The following is a 17,626-nucleotide window of genomic DNA, read 5'->3' as shown; positions in this document are numbered from 1 at the left end:
TCCTACACACGAAGTGATTGAACATGAGCTTGTTCATGATTAGAGGTGGTTGGAATCGCTTGTTCCAACATTGCGAAACGCGCTTGCCACAGCTCGGCCTGTTCAATAACTTCGTGAAACCAAGCGGTAAGGTTCGTCGTATTTAGATGCTCAACGGGTTTACGTCCTGCTAAGACAAGCTGTCGACCGTTTGGAGCCAAAGCAAGTGCGAGGCTGCCACTACCAATTCCTTGATAGTTAGCATGAGCAAGAAGCTCTAAACCTTTTAGTCGTTGTTCACCGGATTTTTCTAACCCTCCGAACGTTACAGACAACATCAAATCATCCGTATCTGTCGCGATGAAATACAACATGTAGCGATCATCGACCAGTAGCTGACAACGTTCATTTTCTTCAAAATTCAGTTCGGGCAACTCATTGAGTTGGCAAAACTCCAAGAGCAGTTGTTGAATCGTGTTCATAACTTTTTCCTTTTGTTTCAATAACTCTATTGAACAACGATTGCAGATTGAACGATGTCGGTAATGGCTTTATTTTTGTCACTTTTTCGCCTTCATTGTGAGGTTTTCCGCAGAAATCTCGCTCTAAAATCGAGTTGCCAGAGTAATAAAAAAGAGCAGCTCAGAGCTGCTCTTTCAATAAAGGTTAGATGCTTAGCATGGTGTATTTGCTCACTTCTTTTGCAGAGTGACTAACCCAGTTTATGGCTATCAAAAATGACTTCTGTTGGCGGGAACATATTCGAAACAGGTGGTCGTTGTGCATCTCCAAACATTGGTGCACCGAATGCAGATGTCGCCCACGGGTCAACAATTTTCACATCCTTACTCCACGTTGATGGATCTTTTATGTCGCTCCCCTCTTGTCGACCAACCAGTACATAAAGGTGTGTACCTGAATGACCCTTTTTAAACGCAACCACTTCTACTTTGGGTTCACTTTCAGGTGTTCCTGACATGCCTTGAATCATCTCAGCGGCGGCAGCAAAGGCAAATGTAGTACAGCAGCCGGCTTTCGCGGTTTGTACTGCCTTAGCAATGTTCTGTAGAGTGCTTAATTGCGGTGCGGTTCCTCTTTGTGCTGCAGCTTGAACTCCGTTTGCGGACATCGTCGCTCTGTGATCTTGCATGATTCGCGCTTGATCCGCGTGAAGCTCTTTTAGTCGTGGCTTTCCTTTTGTTTCATAAAACTGTGACCCCTTAACACCGAACGTATTTAAGTCCGTACAGGCAAAATCACCAAGCTTTTGAAGGTTGGCTTTATGTTCGTTGATAAGCGCGACACTCGATGAGGCTTTATTGGTTTTGGAAGAAGAGGCTGCCGTTTGTGCCGTTGGCCAATTTGAGCTAGGGCCAGACGACAATCTCTCAAGATTTTTCAGGCTCCCAAGCGTTAACTTGTTCTCACCGTTCAACACATTTTTCAGCATGAGCTTCGCAACATCTTTAGGAATACCCTGCTTAGTAAGCAGGTTCACTACAATATCTTTCGCTTTATTCTGGTGGCTAATACGCGCGCTGATACTTTTATTTTTTGGTGCACCCTCTTTAACAAAAATATCTTTGCCGTTGTGTGCTCGAACCTCTTTGTCGTCAGCCTGATTTTGTGTCGCCAAATGTGACGTTAACTGACTCAACGAGTGCATGTGCGATGTATTAATATTGACCATGTGTGATGCCTTAAACTTGAATAAATGCGTGTACGTCTGTTTGGCTAAAATCTACAACCGTGTTGTTTTGAAATAACTGTCCCCAAGTATCAACTAATTCATTCAACTGAATGATTAAGTTAGCAATGTTGGTGAGTTCACTTCCAGCCGCGATAGCAACTTGAAGAACAACGTCTTTGCGTGTTGGATTCACACAAAACTGCACACCACCTGTTTCTCGATACAAGAAGTTGTATTCAAGTAAAACTTGAAGTTTATCTAGCGTAATATCATCTTGTTCTATAAGCAGGTTTTTGGAAATCAATAACTCGCCTTTTTCCTCTACGAGCAGAACATCGACACTGTTGTTTTCAGCAAAATGCAGTGACCACATTTGATCGTCATACGCTGTCACGCGCTCAAGGTTCAGCACTTCTCCTAGCTCAGAGAGAAGCATATTAATCTTTCCTGTATCCATGTTGTGTCCTGTCTAATTTATTATAACTAAGTGACATCGATATATTTATTTCAGCGAAGCCACTTGGGTATAACGGCTCATTTAAATAAGCGAATAAGGATAAAAGAGATTTTATGGCGAGATAGAAACCGACACTTTATTTCAACGTCTCATTTTTATTGCTATTAGCCGTTTTATTGAGAAGAAAAATTAAGGTTAAGCTGGAAAATAAAAGAGCGGCAATCGCCGCTCCAAAAATTAAATAGAAGTAGAAAATCACTTAATACCGTGAAGGCTATTTTCTGCATCCATAGCTAAAGGATTGAACGAGTCGTTACGAAGTTCTGCTATCGCGTATAGCATGCGCCCCATGCGACCATTTCCATCGGTAAAGCCATGGTACCCGATAACTCCGGCGAACAAATGTTTACCTAAGTCTTTATCTTCTACAGGGTTCTCTTTCAAAAAGCCTTCAATGTGCTGCTTTAACATGCCCTCACCGCCAATACTTGACGGCAAAGTGCCACCCGAAATATTTGGCCCTCGGTAATCACGCTCAACATTAGGCACCAATCGAGCGTGTAGCTCTTTTAGGTTTTCCATATTCAATAAATCTTTACCATTAGACGCGTATTCTTTCAGTAAAGACGTAATATTTTCGGCATCGTTTCCTTTAGAGTTAGAAGCATTAATGATCCACGCCGCAGCTCTTTCAACATTATTGGTTACGCCACTTTTGTTAAACGCACCCTCCGCCAGTCCTTCAGCGTATACACCTTGGCTTAGATCGGTGCTTGCTAGACCTTCGATATGACGTTGCGCCGATTTAAGATGCATCACCTCCATATCAAACACCGCTTGCATTTGATTAATGCTACCTGCCGGGTTTTTCTGCGCTGCAGATACACCACCGCCGTAGTCTTTTACTACACGTCCAGCAAGCGACTTCGCTGCACTTTCGCCAATCAGTGATGTGAGGTTTTTACCAGAATCGGTTTCTAACATTGCCTCTGTCATCGCTCGCTCTGCTAACTGGTTTAGCTCAGCAGAGTTCGACTGAACTGATTTACTGTCTAACTTCGCAAAGGCATTTAAGACATCTGATGCGGTTTTTATGCTTCCATCTTTGAAGAACATTTGTCCATGCTCAACAGAAGAAGCAGCTTGTAAACGCTGAGCTTGTCCTTGCTCATTATCAAATACGGCTTTTGTAAGGGCTTTCGCTACCGATTGTGGGCTACCTTCGCGAAACAGTTTTCCTGTCGCTTCAAAAAATCGCGCTACTGCACCATTCGTAGGATTGGCGCGAGTAAATTCTTGGGTCGCTGCGTTGATTTGGTATTCTTTGCCACCAATACTCAGCTTACCTTGGTTAAGTATCTCGTTACGAGCTTGCGGCATGGCAGCCTGCAACGCGCTAACACTTCCAAAACTGATCATGTTTTAAACCCTTAATGTGGAAAAATGAGTGGTATTCGTTTCCGGTACTTCGGTTGTTTTATTGGTTACTTCTTGTGTATTCGCACTTTTTAACCACTCGATGAAATTCGCAAATGACTCATCGAAAAAAGATGCAGTTAGCAGTTGCTGAGGCAGGTGTATGAAACCGATATATCCGGTCTCTTCCTCCCAGCATACCGCTGGAGAGCCTTGCGTTAAGGCATCTTTCATATGTTGATGCAAAATATCAGCACTCGGTTTATTACCTGAAATCAGCCCGATAAGCGTCACACGATCTTCTTGTGCACGAATTGTGATTGCTGTGTTTTGCTCAACGAGTAGATGGCAACAATCATCCTCATCAAAAACCAACGGCTCCAATTGGCAGCGGCTGGCAAAATCTGTCAGTAAAGAAGTTATAAATCCATTAGCCATTCGACTAAATAATCCTATTTTTGTTGTTTTAGATGCGCTGCTTAGTTGCAAGACTTATCAACTAAGCAGCTTTCTTAGGTGTATTCTTAAGGATTTATGGCAGTGAATATTTTAGAAATGGTCGGATTTTTTTTGTTTAAAGGCATTAAAATGAAAAAACTCAGCAAGTGCTGAGTTTTTGAGGTTCATTCATGAATCGTAATTTTACGCTCGCTGAGCTGCTTCACCATGGCTTGCTTTAATGCATGCAGCTGTCCATCAATACTAGCGTCGATGACCCCAACTTCTGTTTCCAAAATGCAACCTCCATTTTTCAAGCGCGCATCTGCTACCACGTCAACGTAACCGACTTCAGGGAAATCACTTAATACACCAGCCACCTTTTCCCTCACCTCAACAACCTGCTCTGGGTGGACATGTAAAATGACCTGCTTTTGGTTGCTCACCAGTTGCAACGCTTCTCGAACTACACTCACCGTGGTATCGACATCATCGAAGGTATCGATGATCTTACGTACTGCTTCTAACACCACACCTGTCATTTTTTCTTCGACTTGCTGATAGTAGTCATTACAACGTGCTAAGGTTTCAACCATCGTTTGCGCATTTTCAATCTTGGCTTGTGCAAGGCCATCTTGATAACCACGTTGTTTTTCGGTTTCGTAGGCTTGCTGGGCATTAGCAATGATGCTCTCAGCTTTGGAGTTCGCGGCTTCAACTAAGTGTTGCGAATCCAGATAACTGGCATAATCTTTCGCTTTCAGCACCTTTAAGCCAGGTGCCAGCTGCAAATTGTCTGTTTTTATTTCAACAAATGAAACCATTGAGGAATAACCTGTTTTGCGATTTTTTTTGTGAGTCGATACGCCAGATCTCGTTGATCCGCTTCCAACCAGTTAGCTGTTTCCGCGTTTTCGCTAAGTTGCTTTTCTAATTTGAATTGCCAACGAAGAACAACATCTTCCGGTGAGTTAATCAAAATAAACCTCATCCAAAAATATCCTAGCGCCCTCATGCTTGCTTCAACAGACCTTTCATCCAATAGTTCTGGTAACGAACGCTGCCAGCCTTGCGGCCAGCTGGATAACAGCATAGGCCCGTTTTGAATTAAGAACCGAGCGCCTTCCAAACCAAAAACGTTGTTCAGAACCTGTTTCGGGCGTTTTAAAACAACGCCTCGCATTGCCACACAGTGTAAAGCTCCGCCCACCATCAATACGAGTTGGTTCAACGCATCCGCTGGGAGCAACGCCAAGCTATGGCAAGGTTTGTTAAAAGCCGTCTCAGGAACGGGAGATAACGCCCACTCATTTATGCACCATTGGTTAAACATGGGGTTATCTCTCCAGCCTTCGATATTTAGTAACCAAGGCTGCTTTTGCTCTATCCAACTTCTATGGATGTACTGGCAAGGCGCATAGTTAAACTGGTGTTGTACCTGCGCGAGTGGTGTTTCTGGTTTAACCACGCTTCGTGTTCCTACGACACCATGTAAAAGTAGCGATATTTGAGCCGATGAGTGCCGCTACCAAGAACACCAAAATGGCGATAAGATTATTCGCCGTCTCTTTGGTGACCTGAACCGACAAAATGCTTTTAAATTGATTGTTTTGAGTAGCAACTCGAACCTCTGATGAGGGTACCATCACTACGCTGATTCGATCGTAGTTCAGCCCCTCAATGCTATTGTTCACTAATAATTTGATCTGCGGAACATATGAATCAAGCGCAATATCTGCTGCGTGTTTAATAAATACGGAGGCAGAAGCTGGAGTTGGGCGCTCTCCTGGACGCAGATCTTGATCTTCCAAAACAACATGAACACGTGCCACCAGCACGCCATCAATCTGAGATAAGGTTGACGAGAGCTCTTGAGATTTCGCGTACACCAAACGGGCTCGTTCTGCTAATGGTGACGAGATCAAATCGTCTTTAGGAAACACCTCTTTCAGTGTAGAAAACTGCTCTCTTGGATAACCTTTTCGCTTTAGCGCATCTACCGCGAAGGCGATTTGAGAACTGTCTACCATTAACTTGACGGTGTTGTCTTTGTCAGGTTCTTTTGTTGCAACGACACCTTCGGATAGTAAGATCGACAACATCTCATTCCCCTCTTTCTGAGTTACGTTGGTGTACAGCTCGGTCTGACACCCCACCAGAAACAACGTGAGCATGATGAAAACCGCTCTCATTTTATTCATCATCACTATTGTGCCTTCAATAAGGTTTCTACGTTTTGTGTGGTTTTACCCACGGTTTTCGCGATCAGCTCTTCTTGAAAAGTAATGCGTGTCAGCGCCCACTGCATTTGCAGTAATTGCGCCGGATCATCACCCACCATCTTCATGTTGTCTTGCAGGTTACTTTTCGCGTTATCGATAGTGTTTTTCAACTCGCTGATGTTTTCTAGCAAACCTCCCTCCAGGCCATTACTTGCCTCGGGAACCGACATGGCTTGCTCAAAACGTTCGCTTAAACCGTCTTCGACTTGCGCATCCTGCAACTTATCAATGTTGGTTTGCATCACCTCGGTGTACTGCGTGTTTATCATATGTACTCCTAAGATAAATCTAACTTGTGACTGTGAGTCATAATGTTTTTCACCATCGCATTTTTTTGGATCATGAAGCTAAGTTCATCACGAACCATGTCCAGTGTTGATGCCATACCAGGTAACGACTTCAACTCTGCCCAGCAATGCCATAAGGCTTGTTCTTTCTGGGCACCCAGTGGAAAATGCTGCGCTAGCATTGCTTTTAGTGCTGTTTTATCAGCAGGTGGTTCGGTAATAAGCTGTCCCGAAAAACTCCCTAGTAACTCCTGCTTCAACACCTTTAACAAATCAGATTGTGGCTGCTCGTTGCCTTTTGCACTCTTCGCCTCATGAAAGGCGTACCACATTGCCTCTCGTTTAACTTGAGGGTCGGAAAACGCTTCATTTAACGATGATAAGACACTTTGTTTACTGACAACCTCTGCGTCTTTTAATGATTCGTACCACGCTTTAATCTCCGCCAGTTTCGCTTCTGTTTTCTCTAGCGTCTCTTTTGGAGAAACATGTGAAACTTGCTCTTGCTTGTCACTTCGCTCCATGAGTGCTTTCATCTTGTCTTCATCGCTCCGCTCATAATGGCGCGACTCCGACTGACGCAAAGATTGGTGTTGAAGACTTAGGTTGCTTGAATCAATGATCATCCAAGATTCCTAATGTCCTGAGAAAAGCTCGCAGCAAATGCTTGGCTTTCTTCGCTTCCTTGTGACGCAAGTTCTACCCAGCTTTCCGCTTTGCTCAGTAAACCGGCTTTGGCCGAAGCAAGAGCCGCTAAGCTGATCAGATCTGGATAGGCATTACAAAGTGGTTCGAGTAATTGATGAGCCTCTTCATACAAGCCTTTATTCATGAGGCTCATTGCACGAATCATCGCAACGGTCTCTTCAGAACCTGAGCTTGCTTCAAGGCCATCTGCAATCGTGTTGGCTTCTTGATGACGATGCATACCTGTTGCCATCAGCGCGATTTCAGCCAGCAGTTGGCGCGTTTCTCGTTCCATGCTTTACACCTTCTGGAGAATCGACTGCATCACATCTTTAATCGCACGAGTCGTGGTCGCATTGATATTGTAAACAACAGACCATTTGTTGATCGCGTGCTGAAGCTCGGCAAGCTTTGATGGATCATCGGCATTGGTTTCTAGATTCTTGATGGCTGCCGTCACTTCTGTGTTGGCATCTTTCGCTTGTTGTTCTAACTTAGCTTTAACATCATCAAGGTTTACACTGTTACTAGCATCGTAAAATGACATAAGACTTCCTCGTATTTTTTAGTTAGCTTCGTATGATTCAACGACCGCATGGGCGGCAGTGTAAGCTTCATACTGTTTGAGTAGTAATTGGTACTGCTGTGGTGAGCACCCTAAATCCAACTGACGTTTCACCACCGCTTGTGCTTCTAAGAGCTTGCTCTTAATCTTGTGCACTTCCGCACCGTTTGTGTCGTTATTTAAAATTTGTTCAAGATTTGTCATTGTTCGTCTCGCCTTCATATCCAAGTTCTATTGTTATCACCCGCCCGCCTTTAACCAACTCAATACCAGCAGGTGTAACACTGGATATTCGGTAGCCCTGAGGCGTTCTTGCACCGACCATATAGCGAACGTTATCGGTTAGAATCACATATGGAACCTGGCCAAAGTTAACGCTACGAAACGGGAAATCGATGTTGGTGCCTTTACTCACCTTAGGTATGGATTTCAAAACTAAGTACGGTTTCTCACCATATTGTTCCCGGAAGTCTCGGGTCACACCGTAAAATCGAGTCGTTTCGATATCATCAAGCTCACCACGAACTTCAATGCGATCACCGCTGGTGACCAACTGGACTTTTTTCAGTAGCTCCGCATCCGTCAATAACGCTTTTAGCGTATCCATGTAGGCACCAGCTCGCTGCAGTTCAACCTTCCACGCAATAAGACCCGGCACGTCTCGCTCCAAAATTTGTTCAACTTGGTTCCAGCGGCTGGCATCATCGATATAGCCCGTCAGCAGCAGTGTGCCGGTCTCATCGCCATTTTCGACTTTCACTTGGTGATAGCCGAGGTTGCGCAAAATAAATCGAACCCCGCGACGGATTTCTTCCATCGTTCTTAAGTCACTTTTGTAATTGATGCCCAATACATCAATTCGACCAAGCAGATCGAGTTTCTGTGTTCGGTCTTCAACATAGCCCTCTAAGACTGCTTGGCGTGCGGCGGCATTCCATTCCACGCGAACGTCGCTAAGTTTGAGCTCGCCTAAGATGTTACGTACCAAAACAATGGGTTCTGCTTCTGTAACAATTTCATTGTTGTTTCCGTTAGCTTGGCTGTACCACATACCGGCAAAAATGACACTCGGGACAAAACTACAAAGCAAAGCGATGAGCGTTGTTTTTTTCCAGCTAGAGCGTTGCACAGCAACCACAGGTGTATTCTGTTGGCTAGATTCGTCGCTGACGTTACTCACAATTAACGCATCTTCCGCGTATCCCAGAGCGAACTTCACAACGCCGACCGAGACAACAGCATGGCGTGACAACTCGATACCATCACCTGCAACAGCGATGTCTTCACTGTTAATATTTGCCTCTTCGCAGCCTCGTAAAATGACCGAGTCTTGCTGGCAAACGAGGGTGAAATGGTTCGCTTCGACCCCAGCATCAGACAGTACAAGATCAGCAATAAAGTCGTCACTGCCAAGCACGAGAGCACCTTCAGGTAAGGTGACTTCTACTCCGGTATGCACGCCTGATAAAATACGAATTTTCCATTGCTGCATCGCGGTTAAGACTCCTCTGAAGGGCGCACACACTCACTTTGTGAGTCATCACATTCCAATACTTTCACCCGCCAACCCTTTTGCCCTGTTGGTAATCGGCACTGCGTTAATTGAGACGACTTTTGCTGTGACAATAAGTCTTGTTGATAGCGCTCGGCTTGAACCCTCGATGTGCAGCTATATACTTCCACTACCGATTTAAATTCAGCGCTATTGTTGGAGATGTTGTTAAGCTTGCCGATACTTGGTCGCAAGTCATATTCGTTGCCAATCAACACACTATCGCCAATACCATCCACAACAATTCGAGGTTCTAAAATAAACATTCGTACTGTGCGGCGCTTAGTATTGGTATTACTTCTAAACAGCGCGCCTAAATATGGGATGTCTCCTAGCAATGGCACTTTACGTAACTGATGGCTCACTTCATCTCGGTACACACCACCGATAAGTAAGCTTTGCCCTTGTTTAACCGTCGCTAAGGTGCTGATTTCAGTTTTACGAACGGAAGGAAGGTCATCGACGCCACCATCAGCGATCTTTGCACCGTCTTCGAGATGAAGGCTCAGGTTAATTTCAGGTCGTGCAGCAAATCTATCACCAACGATACGTGGGACAATTCTCAGTAACGTGCCATACGTGACCTCTTCCAGCGCTGCGGTTTCTTTACCAACCAGCTTGACGTAAAACGTGCTGCTGTTGTTCAGTACCGCTTCGACATTTTCCTGAGTTAACAATGTTGGTCTTGAAACCACTTGAGCACTGCCTTTGGATTCCAATAAACGAATTTGAGCCAGCAAGTAATTTAGGTTGGTTGAATCAAGCAAGGACTTAAAGTTCTGTCCACTGCCGAGCGTCACATCCCCCGAATTCACATCACCTGTTGTTTTGATATCGACAATGCGGTTGTTTCCGACAGACACTCCCGCTCGCCAATCCACGCCTAACTGACTTAAATCGTTGGCACTGATATCGACAATCGATAGCGCGACTTCAATTCTTGATTGCGGCTGGTCTAATTGCGCGACCAGTTTACGATAGAGCGGTAATCGTGCTTGAGTATCACGAACGATAATCGCATTAAGGCCCGGCTCTGCTTCAACTGTTGCGCCACCATGAACTGAGGCGGTTTTATTACTTTTTACAGGCTTATCTGAACTGGTAACTTCTTTGCTAGACGCACTTGTCACTTGAGTTTGAACACCAGACACGACCCGTTTTAACACCGATGCGATGCCAGGGACCGTAATTGTCTGATCGCGATATGCAATTTCTCTATCCGTTGCAGAAGCGTACTTCAAAGGAATTATCTCAACGAATAATTCGTCGGTTGAATTCGATTTCTGCAGCAAGCGCGTTTCCAATGCCTCCGCCGTTTGTACCACTAAGTCGACATAACGTGGAGGACCCGCAAGATAGACTAACCCTTTGCTCTCAGCAGCTCTCCAACCATAACGAGAATCCCAAACGCCGGTGGAAATTAACGTACTGCGTAGCTCTCTAGCCGTAAGTAATTCCAATTGAAGTAAACGTGAGCGAGTTTCTGTCGCCTTATAGACATGTAAGACGGCTCCATCGAAATACCACATCAAGTTGTACACTTGCGATAAGTAATCGAGGAATTCCGCCGGTTCTTCAGGGGTAAAACGCCCATTCACTCGATCGTTGACTTTGTCACTAACAGAAACCGAGACACGATAATTTGCACCGAAGTTATTCAACAACTCTTTTAATGAGTCATTATCTGCATAGTAGCGGAACGGTTGTTCGGGCCAGTGTAAGTCTGTTGCTTGCGCGTATCCCAAAGGAACAACACTCACTGCGCATAACAATGCCTTTGTTGCAGCACGCCTAATGTTGGGAAAGATTTTTAGCATCATGGTAACCACACTGTATGGTTGATTGTGTGGTTCACGCGTTCTTGTTCCAATAATGCAATGTAACGCTCACATAGATTGACGTGCTTAGAAAGCAAAGCAGAGAACCGTTCCACCGAACAGTCCTCAACCCGTACTTTACTTTGCAAAATCAATTGCTGATCATCATTGGTTGTCAGTACGCCGCCATCCTCACGAATGGTTTTTAATGAGAGCTGCATGCAACGTTGTAACGCTTGTTCTTGTTGATAATCTAGATGCTCTTTAAACTGGAAGGGTAACGTCGCTTCCCATAAAATCCATGACGCACGTTGCTTGATGGTCAGTGATAACTGGTCAACCTCGATGTTGTAAGAACCATTTTCTGAGGCAATAAAATCCCCTACCTTTAGCGCTTCCGCTAAAGATTTCATCATCTTATCTAACATTTAACGCCCTATTTAGATCTGGCTGAGGTGATTGCAAGCCTGGCCGCACTGACCACTTTGAGTATCAAAATAGTAGTGATCGATATCACCAACAGTTTGCATGTTCTTGAACCATTGCCATACTTTCGCAACCGCATTTTGGTCGTTGTAAACCACATCGCATGCATCCCAAACTTCGTTCAGCTCAGGGGCTTCAAGTCGCACTTCCGAACACCAATTTTTCCACTCAGAAATAAATTGTTCGGTTGTAGAGGTGTACTCCGCGAACCCTTTCAGCTCGTCTAAAGACGGTTGCCACTTCTCAATTAACGAACGATGACATTCAATCACTTGCAACTGTTGTTCGCTTAACGTCCCAAGTTGCTTTTTAAGTTGATGCTGCTGGCTTTTAATAAGATCGAGTTGCTGTTGAACAAAGACGGCACTGGTGTCTTCCCCTGATAGCTTCGACCAATATTCCTTCTGAATATCGAGTTGATTGATAAGTTGTTCAACTTTAATCGAAGCATGAAGAGCACTTTGATCGACTTGTCGGTTAATCCACTCGTTGAGTGATAAATGGAAACAAAGCATCAACGTTTTTGGGACAGCCAAATTAAAGCGAAAGCCCAGACGAGAGTTGATGTAGTCCAGCCTTTGTTCGAACGTTGTGATTGTGCTGCTATCACTGAGCTGCGATCCAATTTCCAAAAATAAACGCATGGCAAACCGGTCTATCGAAGCACCAAGTTTTTGATACGTTTTTACTAACTGGCTAGCGCACAGGCTATCGACGACATTTCTATCCAACAAGCGTTGAAGTAAAGATAACTGCTCATAATTTATGACGCCTTCACTCAACAATTGTCGGTGATTGACGTGCACAACATTGAGATCCTGCGTAGGTTTCGAGGCGCTTTCATAACGAGCTCCTCTTTGTAAAACAGTCACTTTCCGCTGTGTCACTATGCTGTCTGGAAAAAGCGAACGGCGTCGCCAATGCTGCTTTTTCATTTATGTTCGTCTCCGCACCCCTTTCGAACAATCCAGAAAGAAAGAGATGTAATAATTTTTAATCGTTCGTTGTTACACGATACATAATAGAATTTACACTGGTGAGTGACTTTCAAAATTAGTCAGAAAATTTTAGTCCCAAGTCATTTCATTTCGCGATAGCCACTTGATCGTCTCCCGAACGTACGCGGCTTGGGGTCGTTCCAAAACGACGACGGTAACTCTGCGTAAAGTAAGACTGGCTGGAAAACCCTGCCTCCATCGCCACATCTACGATGCTCATCTTGCTCGTCAACAGCAGTTTATGAGCATGCAGTAGTCGACGCTCACTGATCCAAGCTCTTGGAGAAATGCCATAGTGCTCATTAAAAAGCTCTTTAAAAGTGGTTAAGCTGGCACCAAACTCCTGCGCGTAGTCTGTCAACTTCCATTCTTTTAAGTAATGCTGTTCCATAAATCGACGTAACCGTTCCGACGTACGGTTTGTTTGTTGTGACAGCAACGCATACAGTGATTCTCCTCCTTTGCTGTGTAGCAAGAGAATGAGTAGTTCTTCGTATTTTAGGCACATAATGGCATCAGGGTACGCTTGTTGCTCAAGCGTCTGCATGCTGGAAAGCACTTGTTCAACGAGTATGTTCAAACCAAAAGTAAACAAACCAGAACAAACTTTGTCTACCTTAGGCAGCATCATCAAGAGATCACTGTGTTTTTGCAGCAACTGACTAACGAGTTCATTGTCGTAGGCAATAATCGACGCTTTGTATGCCCCATCTAGCGGAGAGTACTCTAACAAGTAATCTCCTTGGGATAGAAATACCCCATTTTCTGCAGCAACATCGATTGTGCAATCACCTGTTTGAACTCGAAGCTGACCATTGTGAACGACAACAATGTGAGACTGGTCTGAGTGAAATACTTCGTCAGATTTTTCATAGCAGGAAAAACTACGAATTTTTCGTGAACTCGAGTCGACCCTTTCTGAGTTTAGTTGGCCTGACACATCCATTTTCTACCCTTCATTATTTTGAGTTTCTCAGTGCAAATGTTGAGAAACTTTCAAAGCACTACTTTTATTGTTGTTATTTCTAAGTACTGCTGTATGAATTAAAGAAGCAAAGAAAAGAGCATAGAAGTTCTATCACTTACCATACCCCCCGAATAATTAGCGAATAACCCAAGCATTACCTTTACCTAAAGGTAAAAGTTTGACTTAGTAAATTTCTGCTGTCCGTCTTTATTATTTTTATCAGATAGCGTTTATCATTAGCCAAAACTTAAATATCATTTCGTTATTTAAGTTTGGTTGTTTTGTTATACATTAGAATACAATTAAATAGATTTCGGCATCGTTTCGAGAACAAAATTAAATTTCCAAAATCATAAAAATGTATGTTTTATAGCCTAAAACGCCAAGCCAACGTGTTCAAGGAGCGAGATATAATCATAAAAAATACTGTTTTTGCAACAAGTATGAGTCTAAAAAACAACTGACCCGATGACTTCAAAGTCATGTAATTAATGTTTATAAAAGACAACAAATCTTTCACAACAGGAAAGATATAGTCTTTATTTTTATAAATTAGAAAATTCTAATAAAAATGTAGTACTTAAAATTTTATCTGTTTATTTTTGGAACAAGAATCAAGTTTTCTTGTTTATTTCCCTCAAAAAATAAATAGTTCTTTTCTTTTTCCGCAACGAGATCACCGTTTGAATAAAGCTTTCCAATAATCTTCATTTTTCCTTCACCAGCTTGAATTGGTGCAATTAAAAACGAATACTGCACAGGCAACTGAACACCTTGGTAGCTCTGAGATGCCGATTTAAAGCATTGATTATCAATAATTTTACATATTTCCACTTCAAGAGAAGTAATCGAAGGTGGAAAGTAGCCGTCGACAGAAACCCAACCATAGACTGATGCCTGACTATGTGTATCAAAGCCATCCACCCCATTAACGGACACAGTCTGACTGCACCCACTCAGTATGAATAACCCAATAAAACCAGCCCATATAGAATTGTTCATTATGACCCCATAAACTTATTTTATATAATCTAGCTCATTTGAAATTCACACAATTCTTTATGTAAAAATATAAAAGATCAACTTATATTTATACTACAAGCGGACAATAAATCGCATTTTTCAACAACACGTAGTTAACATGGACTGTAATTTCAAAAGCAGTTTCTGCTCACTTTCATTCCTTCCTTAATTGAAGTTTATTAGAGAAAAATGATATTCATATATCTCACTGCCATCGAGATATGCATCTGAACACATTTAATTTTGCCTTTCTATTTCTCTCAACACATTTAAAAGCCAAAATATAATAACAACCGACTAATATTGATAAACATGAAGAGATACATCTAATATTTTCCTTGATAAAATTTCAAAAGGGACTATTCCTATGTCAGCACGCCAAACTATCGATGAGATTTTGCTAAAGTTTGCTCATCAAATAGGCTTGCCTGCACTGCATCTAACGGAAAATGAAGTAAGCTTAGCCTTTGATGATAATCTAAGGGTGCATATCATCTTTCATCCTGAATCGACAACTCTGCAGCTCGAAGCTGAGATTGTTGGCCTTCAAATTGTAAATTCCGATCTCTATCGCTCTTTCTTGGCCTTTAATTATCACTGGCCTGAGCACCAGTTATTTTTTAGTTTGGATAACCACCGACATGTCCTATGTTTAAACCGACTCATTAACATTAGGCGACTGGATTACGAATATTTTGAAACAGCTTTAGCAGAATTGCTGACGCACAGCGAGTCGTGGGAAGCGTTATTGTCTTCTCATGTAACCATTGATGAGGCACCACCGATGCCACAAACTTTAGACTTGAGAGTTTAGGTGTCTTTATGTCCAATGACATCCAATCCACATACACCAATTCATCGGTTCATGACGTTCAACAAGCGCAGCAAAGTGATGCAGTGCCGCAAGGAACGTTTCATGGCCGTAAAGTCACCCTACTCTCCTCATCAGAAAGCAGTATGACGCGAACAAGCTCTAAAAGAGAGCTTGGTGAATGTTTAAATCAATTTGCCAGTCTCGAATCTTGCAATCGCGTTTTGGACTTTGATCCGCAACTCAATATTGACAAGCAAAACGCCGCCGTAGAAAAGCTTATGGAACGAAAAGTGGCGATAATTCAACGTTCCTGATATCACAATATAAGTAGGTTAAACATCTAAGTTAACCTTCAGCCGACAAGCTCACGCTAATAAAAAACCCCGAAGATTCGGGGTTTTGATTCATACTGCTTTTTCTTTATTAATTACTTAGTTTCACTAGAAGAAGCCTAACGGGTCGATGCTGTAGCTAATCAGCAAGTTCTTAGTATTCTGGTAGTGATCCAGCATCATCTTGTGCGTTTCGCGCCCGATACCCGATTTTTTGTAACCACCGAACGCTGCGTGTGCAGGGTAAGCGTGGTAACAGTTAATCCAGATCCGGCCAGCTTCAATATTACGGCCCATACGATATGCAACGTTCGCATCACGTGTCCAAACACCTGCGCCTAAGCCATATTCAGTGTCGTTTGCGATTTCCAACGCTTCAGCCTCATCTTTGAATTTGGTGATAGCGATCACTGGGCCAAAGATTTCTTCTTGGAAGATTCGCATCTTGTTGTGGCCTTCCAACATGGTTGGCTGAATGTAGTACCCCTGGTTGATAGACTCTGGCTGTTCTGACACTCCACCACCAAAGACCACTTTTGCGCCTTCTTCACGGCCGATTTCCAGGTAACTTAAAATCTTATCAAACTGTTCTTGAGAAGCCTGAGCACCAACTTGAGTATCGGTATCGAGCGGATTACCTTGTTTAATCAGCTGTGCACGTTCCGTCAGTTTCTCTACAAACTTGTCATAAATCGCTTCATGAACCAGTACGCGAGATGGACAAGTACAAACTTCACCTTGGTTGAAGAAACCAAGTAACGTACCTTCGATACACTTATCAAGATACTCATCTTCGTAATCGAAGATATCTGAGAAGTAGATGTTTGGAGATTTACCACCTAACTCAACTGTCGATGGGATCAAGTTGTCTGCTGCACATTTCAGAATGTGGTTGCCAACTTGCGTAGACCCGGTAAAAGCGAGTTTCGCAATGCGGTTGCTGGTTGCTAATGCTTGACCCGCTTCAGAACCATATCCGTTTACAACGTTGATGACACCAGGAGGAAGAAGGTCACCGATTTTTTCCATCAGAACCAGAATGGATGTTGGGGTTTGCTCTGCTGGCTTCAATACCACACAGCAACCCGCCGCTAGTGCCGGTGCTAGTTTCCAAGCCGCCATCAACATTGGGAAGTTCCACGGAATAATTTGACCAACCACACCAATCGGTTCTGGGAAGTGGTAGCTTGCGGTGTGCTCATCCAGTTCTGCCGCACTGCCTTCTTGTGCGCGAATACAGCCAGCGAAGTAACGGAAGTGATCCACTACTAAAGGTAAATCTGCCGCCAAGGTTTCGCGAACTGGTTTGCCGTTTTCCCAAGTTTCTGCAACTGCAAGCTCTTCTAGATGCTGCTCAATACGGTCAGCAATTTTCAGCAAGATGTTCGAACGTTCTGTCACGCTGGTTTTGGCCCATTTTGCTCTGATGTTGTGTGCTGCATCCAATGCTAAGTTGATATCTGCCTCGTCAGAGCGAGCAACTTTACAATACGCTTGTCCGTTGATTGGTGAGATATTGTCAAAGTACTCACCACCCGTTGGTTTTACCCATTCCCCACCGATAAAGTTATCGTAATGCGATTTAAAGTTAACAATGGCATTTTCACTACCTGGCTGTGCATAGATCATAACTCTTCCTTTTGTTTCTCGTTCAATGTGTTATTGCAGTGTCGTATCGCACTGTTCACAAAGAGCATTACGCAAGTCACACGCCAACTACGCCACACTTGTTGTTAATTAAATGTAAAACTATGATTATCAAGCGATAACAAACCAAGTGAGCGATGTTTGAGCGGATGTATGGTGTGAACACCAATGTTCAAGTGTTCCAAAATG

The 17,626-nt window shown here is 43.4% G+C and carries 22 protein-coding genes; 2 read left to right on the top strand and 20 right to left on the bottom strand.

The features are described from left to right. Positions 1–2: 2 nt before the first annotated feature. From R7Q46_RS17665 to R7Q46_RS17575, 19 genes are all read right to left on the bottom strand, one after another. On the bottom strand, positions 3–461 hold the full coding sequence (locus R7Q46_RS17665) for a CesT family type III secretion system chaperone (RefSeq protein WP_172563231.1): 459 nt from the start codon (positions 459–461) through the stop codon (positions 3–5). 230 nt (positions 462–691) lie between these two features. After that, positions 692–1,669, bottom strand: coding sequence for a type III secretion system effector VopR (gene vopR / locus R7Q46_RS17660; protein ID WP_054579503.1), 978 nt, complete (start codon positions 1,667–1,669; stop codon positions 692–694). Between the two features lie 10 nt (positions 1,670–1,679). Continuing rightward, positions 1,680–2,126 (bottom strand): type III secretion system chaperone, encoded by a 447-nt coding sequence (locus tag R7Q46_RS17655; protein WP_033906168.1) that lies wholly within the window; start codon positions 2,124–2,126, stop codon positions 1,680–1,682. Between the two features lie 255 nt (positions 2,127–2,381). Further along, positions 2,382–3,545: a VopS family T3SS effector adenosine monophosphate-protein transferase gene (locus R7Q46_RS17650; protein ID WP_005377207.1), complete on the bottom strand. Its 1,164-nt coding sequence runs from the start codon at positions 3,543–3,545 to the stop codon at positions 2,382–2,384. A 3-nt stretch (positions 3,546–3,548) separates the two neighbouring features. Beyond that, positions 3,549–3,980, bottom strand: a complete 432-nt coding sequence (locus R7Q46_RS17645; protein WP_005377206.1) for a type III secretion system chaperone — start codon at positions 3,978–3,980, stop codon at positions 3,549–3,551. A 185-nt stretch (positions 3,981–4,165) separates the two neighbouring features. Next, complete coding sequence (locus R7Q46_RS17640; protein ID WP_318077662.1) at positions 4,166–4,804, bottom strand: HrpE/YscL family type III secretion apparatus protein; 639 nt, start codon at positions 4,802–4,804, stop codon at positions 4,166–4,168. Continuing rightward, positions 4,783–5,448 carry a SctK family type III secretion system sorting platform protein VscK gene (gene vscK / locus R7Q46_RS17635; RefSeq protein ID WP_005387147.1) on the bottom strand — a complete coding sequence of 222 codons (666 nt, stop codon included), beginning with the start codon at positions 5,446–5,448 and terminating at the stop codon, positions 4,783–4,785. The genes R7Q46_RS17640 and vscK overlap by 22 nt, the downstream gene beginning before the upstream one ends. After that, positions 5,441–6,187, bottom strand: a complete 747-nt coding sequence (gene sctJ / locus R7Q46_RS17630; protein ID WP_086012989.1) for a type III secretion system inner membrane ring lipoprotein SctJ — start codon at positions 6,185–6,187, stop codon at positions 5,441–5,443. The genes vscK and sctJ overlap by 8 nt, the downstream gene beginning before the upstream one ends. Beyond that, positions 6,187–6,531 (bottom strand): type III secretion system inner rod subunit SctI, encoded by a 345-nt coding sequence (gene sctI / locus R7Q46_RS17625; protein WP_005387149.1) that lies wholly within the window; start codon positions 6,529–6,531, stop codon positions 6,187–6,189. Before sctI ends, sctJ begins: the two co-directional genes overlap by 1 nt. An 8-nt stretch (positions 6,532–6,539) precedes the next feature. Continuing rightward, positions 6,540–7,175: a YopR family T3SS polymerization control protein gene (locus R7Q46_RS17620; protein WP_318077661.1), complete on the bottom strand. Its 636-nt coding sequence runs from the start codon at positions 7,173–7,175 to the stop codon at positions 6,540–6,542. After that, complete coding sequence (locus tag R7Q46_RS17615; protein WP_005377200.1) at positions 7,172–7,531, bottom strand: YscG family type III secretion system chaperone; 360 nt, start codon at positions 7,529–7,531, stop codon at positions 7,172–7,174. Before R7Q46_RS17615 ends, R7Q46_RS17620 begins: the two co-directional genes overlap by 4 nt. Before the next feature lie 3 nt (positions 7,532–7,534). Beyond that, on the bottom strand, positions 7,535–7,783 hold the full coding sequence (gene sctF, locus R7Q46_RS17610; RefSeq protein ID WP_005377199.1) for a type III secretion system needle filament subunit SctF: 249 nt from the start codon (positions 7,781–7,783) through the stop codon (positions 7,535–7,537). A gap of 18 nt (positions 7,784–7,801) precedes the next feature. Next, entirely contained in the window at positions 7,802–8,005 is a 204-nt protein-coding gene (locus R7Q46_RS17605; RefSeq protein WP_005377198.1) for an EscE/YscE/SsaE family type III secretion system needle protein co-chaperone, read from the bottom strand. Beyond that, on the bottom strand, positions 7,992–9,293 hold the full coding sequence (gene sctD / locus R7Q46_RS17600; RefSeq protein ID WP_005377197.1) for a type III secretion system inner membrane ring subunit SctD: 1,302 nt from the start codon (positions 9,291–9,293) through the stop codon (positions 7,992–7,994). The genes R7Q46_RS17605 and sctD overlap by 14 nt, the downstream gene beginning before the upstream one ends. Before the next feature lie 5 nt (positions 9,294–9,298). Next, entirely contained in the window at positions 9,299–11,173 is a 1,875-nt protein-coding gene (sctC, locus tag R7Q46_RS17595) for a type III secretion system outer membrane ring subunit SctC (protein ID WP_404765035.1), read from the bottom strand. Continuing rightward, positions 11,170–11,598, bottom strand: coding sequence for a YscB family type III secretion system chaperone (locus R7Q46_RS17590; RefSeq protein ID WP_085569994.1), 429 nt, complete (start codon positions 11,596–11,598; stop codon positions 11,170–11,172). The genes sctC and R7Q46_RS17590 overlap by 4 nt, the downstream gene beginning before the upstream one ends. A 12-nt stretch (positions 11,599–11,610) precedes the next feature. Next, on the bottom strand, positions 11,611–12,591 hold the full coding sequence (locus R7Q46_RS17585) for a T3SS regulon anti-activator ExsD domain-containing protein (protein ID WP_025768113.1): 981 nt from the start codon (positions 12,589–12,591) through the stop codon (positions 11,611–11,613). Between the two features lie 148 nt (positions 12,592–12,739). Then, positions 12,740–13,600: an AraC family transcriptional regulator gene (locus tag R7Q46_RS17580; RefSeq protein WP_005377191.1), complete on the bottom strand. Its 861-nt coding sequence runs from the start codon at positions 13,598–13,600 to the stop codon at positions 12,740–12,742. A gap of 609 nt (positions 13,601–14,209) precedes the next feature. After that, positions 14,210–14,623 carry a YscW family type III secretion system pilotin gene (locus tag R7Q46_RS17575; RefSeq protein ID WP_262647561.1) on the bottom strand — a complete coding sequence of 138 codons (414 nt, stop codon included), beginning with the start codon at positions 14,621–14,623 and terminating at the stop codon, positions 14,210–14,212. Positions 14,624–15,011: 388 nt separating this feature from the next. Here R7Q46_RS17575 and exsC point away from each other — a divergent pair, with 388 nt between their 5' ends. Both exsC and exsE2 read left to right on the top strand, forming a co-directional pair. Continuing rightward, positions 15,012–15,458, top strand: a complete 447-nt coding sequence (gene exsC / locus R7Q46_RS17570; RefSeq protein ID WP_005377174.1) for a type III secretion system regulatory chaperone ExsC — start codon at positions 15,012–15,014, stop codon at positions 15,456–15,458. 8 nt (positions 15,459–15,466) lie between these two features. Beyond that, a complete protein-coding gene (gene exsE2, locus R7Q46_RS17565) occupies positions 15,467–15,772 on the top strand; it encodes a T3SS regulon translocated regulator ExsE2 (protein ID WP_005377171.1) in 306 nt (101 codons plus the stop codon). A gap of 126 nt (positions 15,773–15,898) precedes the next feature. Here the strand turns inward: exsE2 and R7Q46_RS17560 are convergent, their stop codons facing one another. Next, the gene (locus R7Q46_RS17560; RefSeq protein ID WP_213871882.1) at positions 15,899–17,419 is read right to left on the bottom strand and encodes an aldehyde dehydrogenase family protein; all 1,521 of its coding nucleotides are present in this window, start codon (positions 17,417–17,419) and stop codon (positions 15,899–15,901) included. Positions 17,420–17,626: the final 207 nt, after the last annotated feature.

It is taken from the genome of Vibrio sp. 811 (assembly GCF_033339195.1).
Note: the sequence above shows the minus strand (reverse complement) of the source record. Positions and strands in the feature narration are given on the sequence as shown.

Excerpts from the sequence above, each read along its gene's own strand:
- R7Q46_RS17665 (WP_172563231.1), bottom strand. The coding sequence starts at position 461 with ATGAACACGATTCAACAACTGCTCTTGGAGTTTTGCCAACTCAATGAG.
- vopR (WP_054579503.1), bottom strand. The coding sequence starts at position 1,669 with ATGGTCAATATTAATACATCGCACATGCACTCGTTGAGTCAGTTAACG.
- R7Q46_RS17655 (WP_033906168.1), bottom strand. The coding sequence starts at position 2,126 with ATGGATACAGGAAAGATTAATATGCTTCTCTCTGAGCTAGGAGAAGTG.
- R7Q46_RS17650 (WP_005377207.1), bottom strand. The coding sequence starts at position 3,545 with ATGATCAGTTTTGGAAGTGTTAGCGCGTTGCAGGCTGCCATGCCGCAA.
- R7Q46_RS17645 (WP_005377206.1), bottom strand. The coding sequence starts at position 3,980 with ATGGCTAATGGATTTATAACTTCTTTACTGACAGATTTTGCCAGCCGC.
- R7Q46_RS17640 (WP_318077662.1), bottom strand. The coding sequence starts at position 4,804 with ATGGTTTCATTTGTTGAAATAAAAACAGACAATTTGCAGCTGGCACCT.
- sctI (WP_005387149.1), bottom strand. The coding sequence starts at position 6,531 with ATGATAAACACGCAGTACACCGAGGTGATGCAAACCAACATTGATAAG.
- R7Q46_RS17620 (WP_318077661.1), bottom strand. The coding sequence starts at position 7,175 with ATGATCATTGATTCAAGCAACCTAAGTCTTCAACACCAATCTTTGCGT.
- R7Q46_RS17615 (WP_005377200.1), bottom strand. The coding sequence starts at position 7,531 with ATGGAACGAGAAACGCGCCAACTGCTGGCTGAAATCGCGCTGATGGCA.
- sctF (WP_005377199.1), bottom strand. The coding sequence starts at position 7,783 with ATGTCATTTTACGATGCTAGTAACAGTGTAAACCTTGATGATGTTAAA.
- R7Q46_RS17605 (WP_005377198.1), bottom strand. The coding sequence starts at position 8,005 with ATGACAAATCTTGAACAAATTTTAAATAACGACACAAACGGTGCGGAA.
- sctD (WP_005377197.1), bottom strand. The coding sequence starts at position 9,293 with ATGCAGCAATGGAAAATTCGTATTTTATCAGGCGTGCATACCGGAGTA.
- sctC (WP_404765035.1), bottom strand. The coding sequence starts at position 11,173 with ATGATGCTAAAAATCTTTCCCAACATTAGGCGTGCTGCAACAAAGGCA.
- R7Q46_RS17590 (WP_085569994.1), bottom strand. The coding sequence starts at position 11,598 with ATGTTAGATAAGATGATGAAATCTTTAGCGGAAGCGCTAAAGGTAGGG.
- R7Q46_RS17585 (WP_025768113.1), bottom strand. The coding sequence starts at position 12,591 with ATGAAAAAGCAGCATTGGCGACGCCGTTCGCTTTTTCCAGACAGCATA.
- R7Q46_RS17580 (WP_005377191.1), bottom strand. The coding sequence starts at position 13,600 with ATGGATGTGTCAGGCCAACTAAACTCAGAAAGGGTCGACTCGAGTTCA.
- R7Q46_RS17575 (WP_262647561.1), bottom strand. The coding sequence starts at position 14,623 with ATGAACAATTCTATATGGGCTGGTTTTATTGGGTTATTCATACTGAGT.
- exsC (WP_005377174.1), top strand. The coding sequence starts at position 15,012 with ATGTCAGCACGCCAAACTATCGATGAGATTTTGCTAAAGTTTGCTCAT.
- exsE2 (WP_005377171.1), top strand. The coding sequence starts at position 15,467 with ATGTCCAATGACATCCAATCCACATACACCAATTCATCGGTTCATGAC.
- R7Q46_RS17560 (WP_213871882.1), bottom strand. The coding sequence starts at position 17,419 with ATGATCTATGCACAGCCAGGTAGTGAAAATGCCATTGTTAACTTTAAA.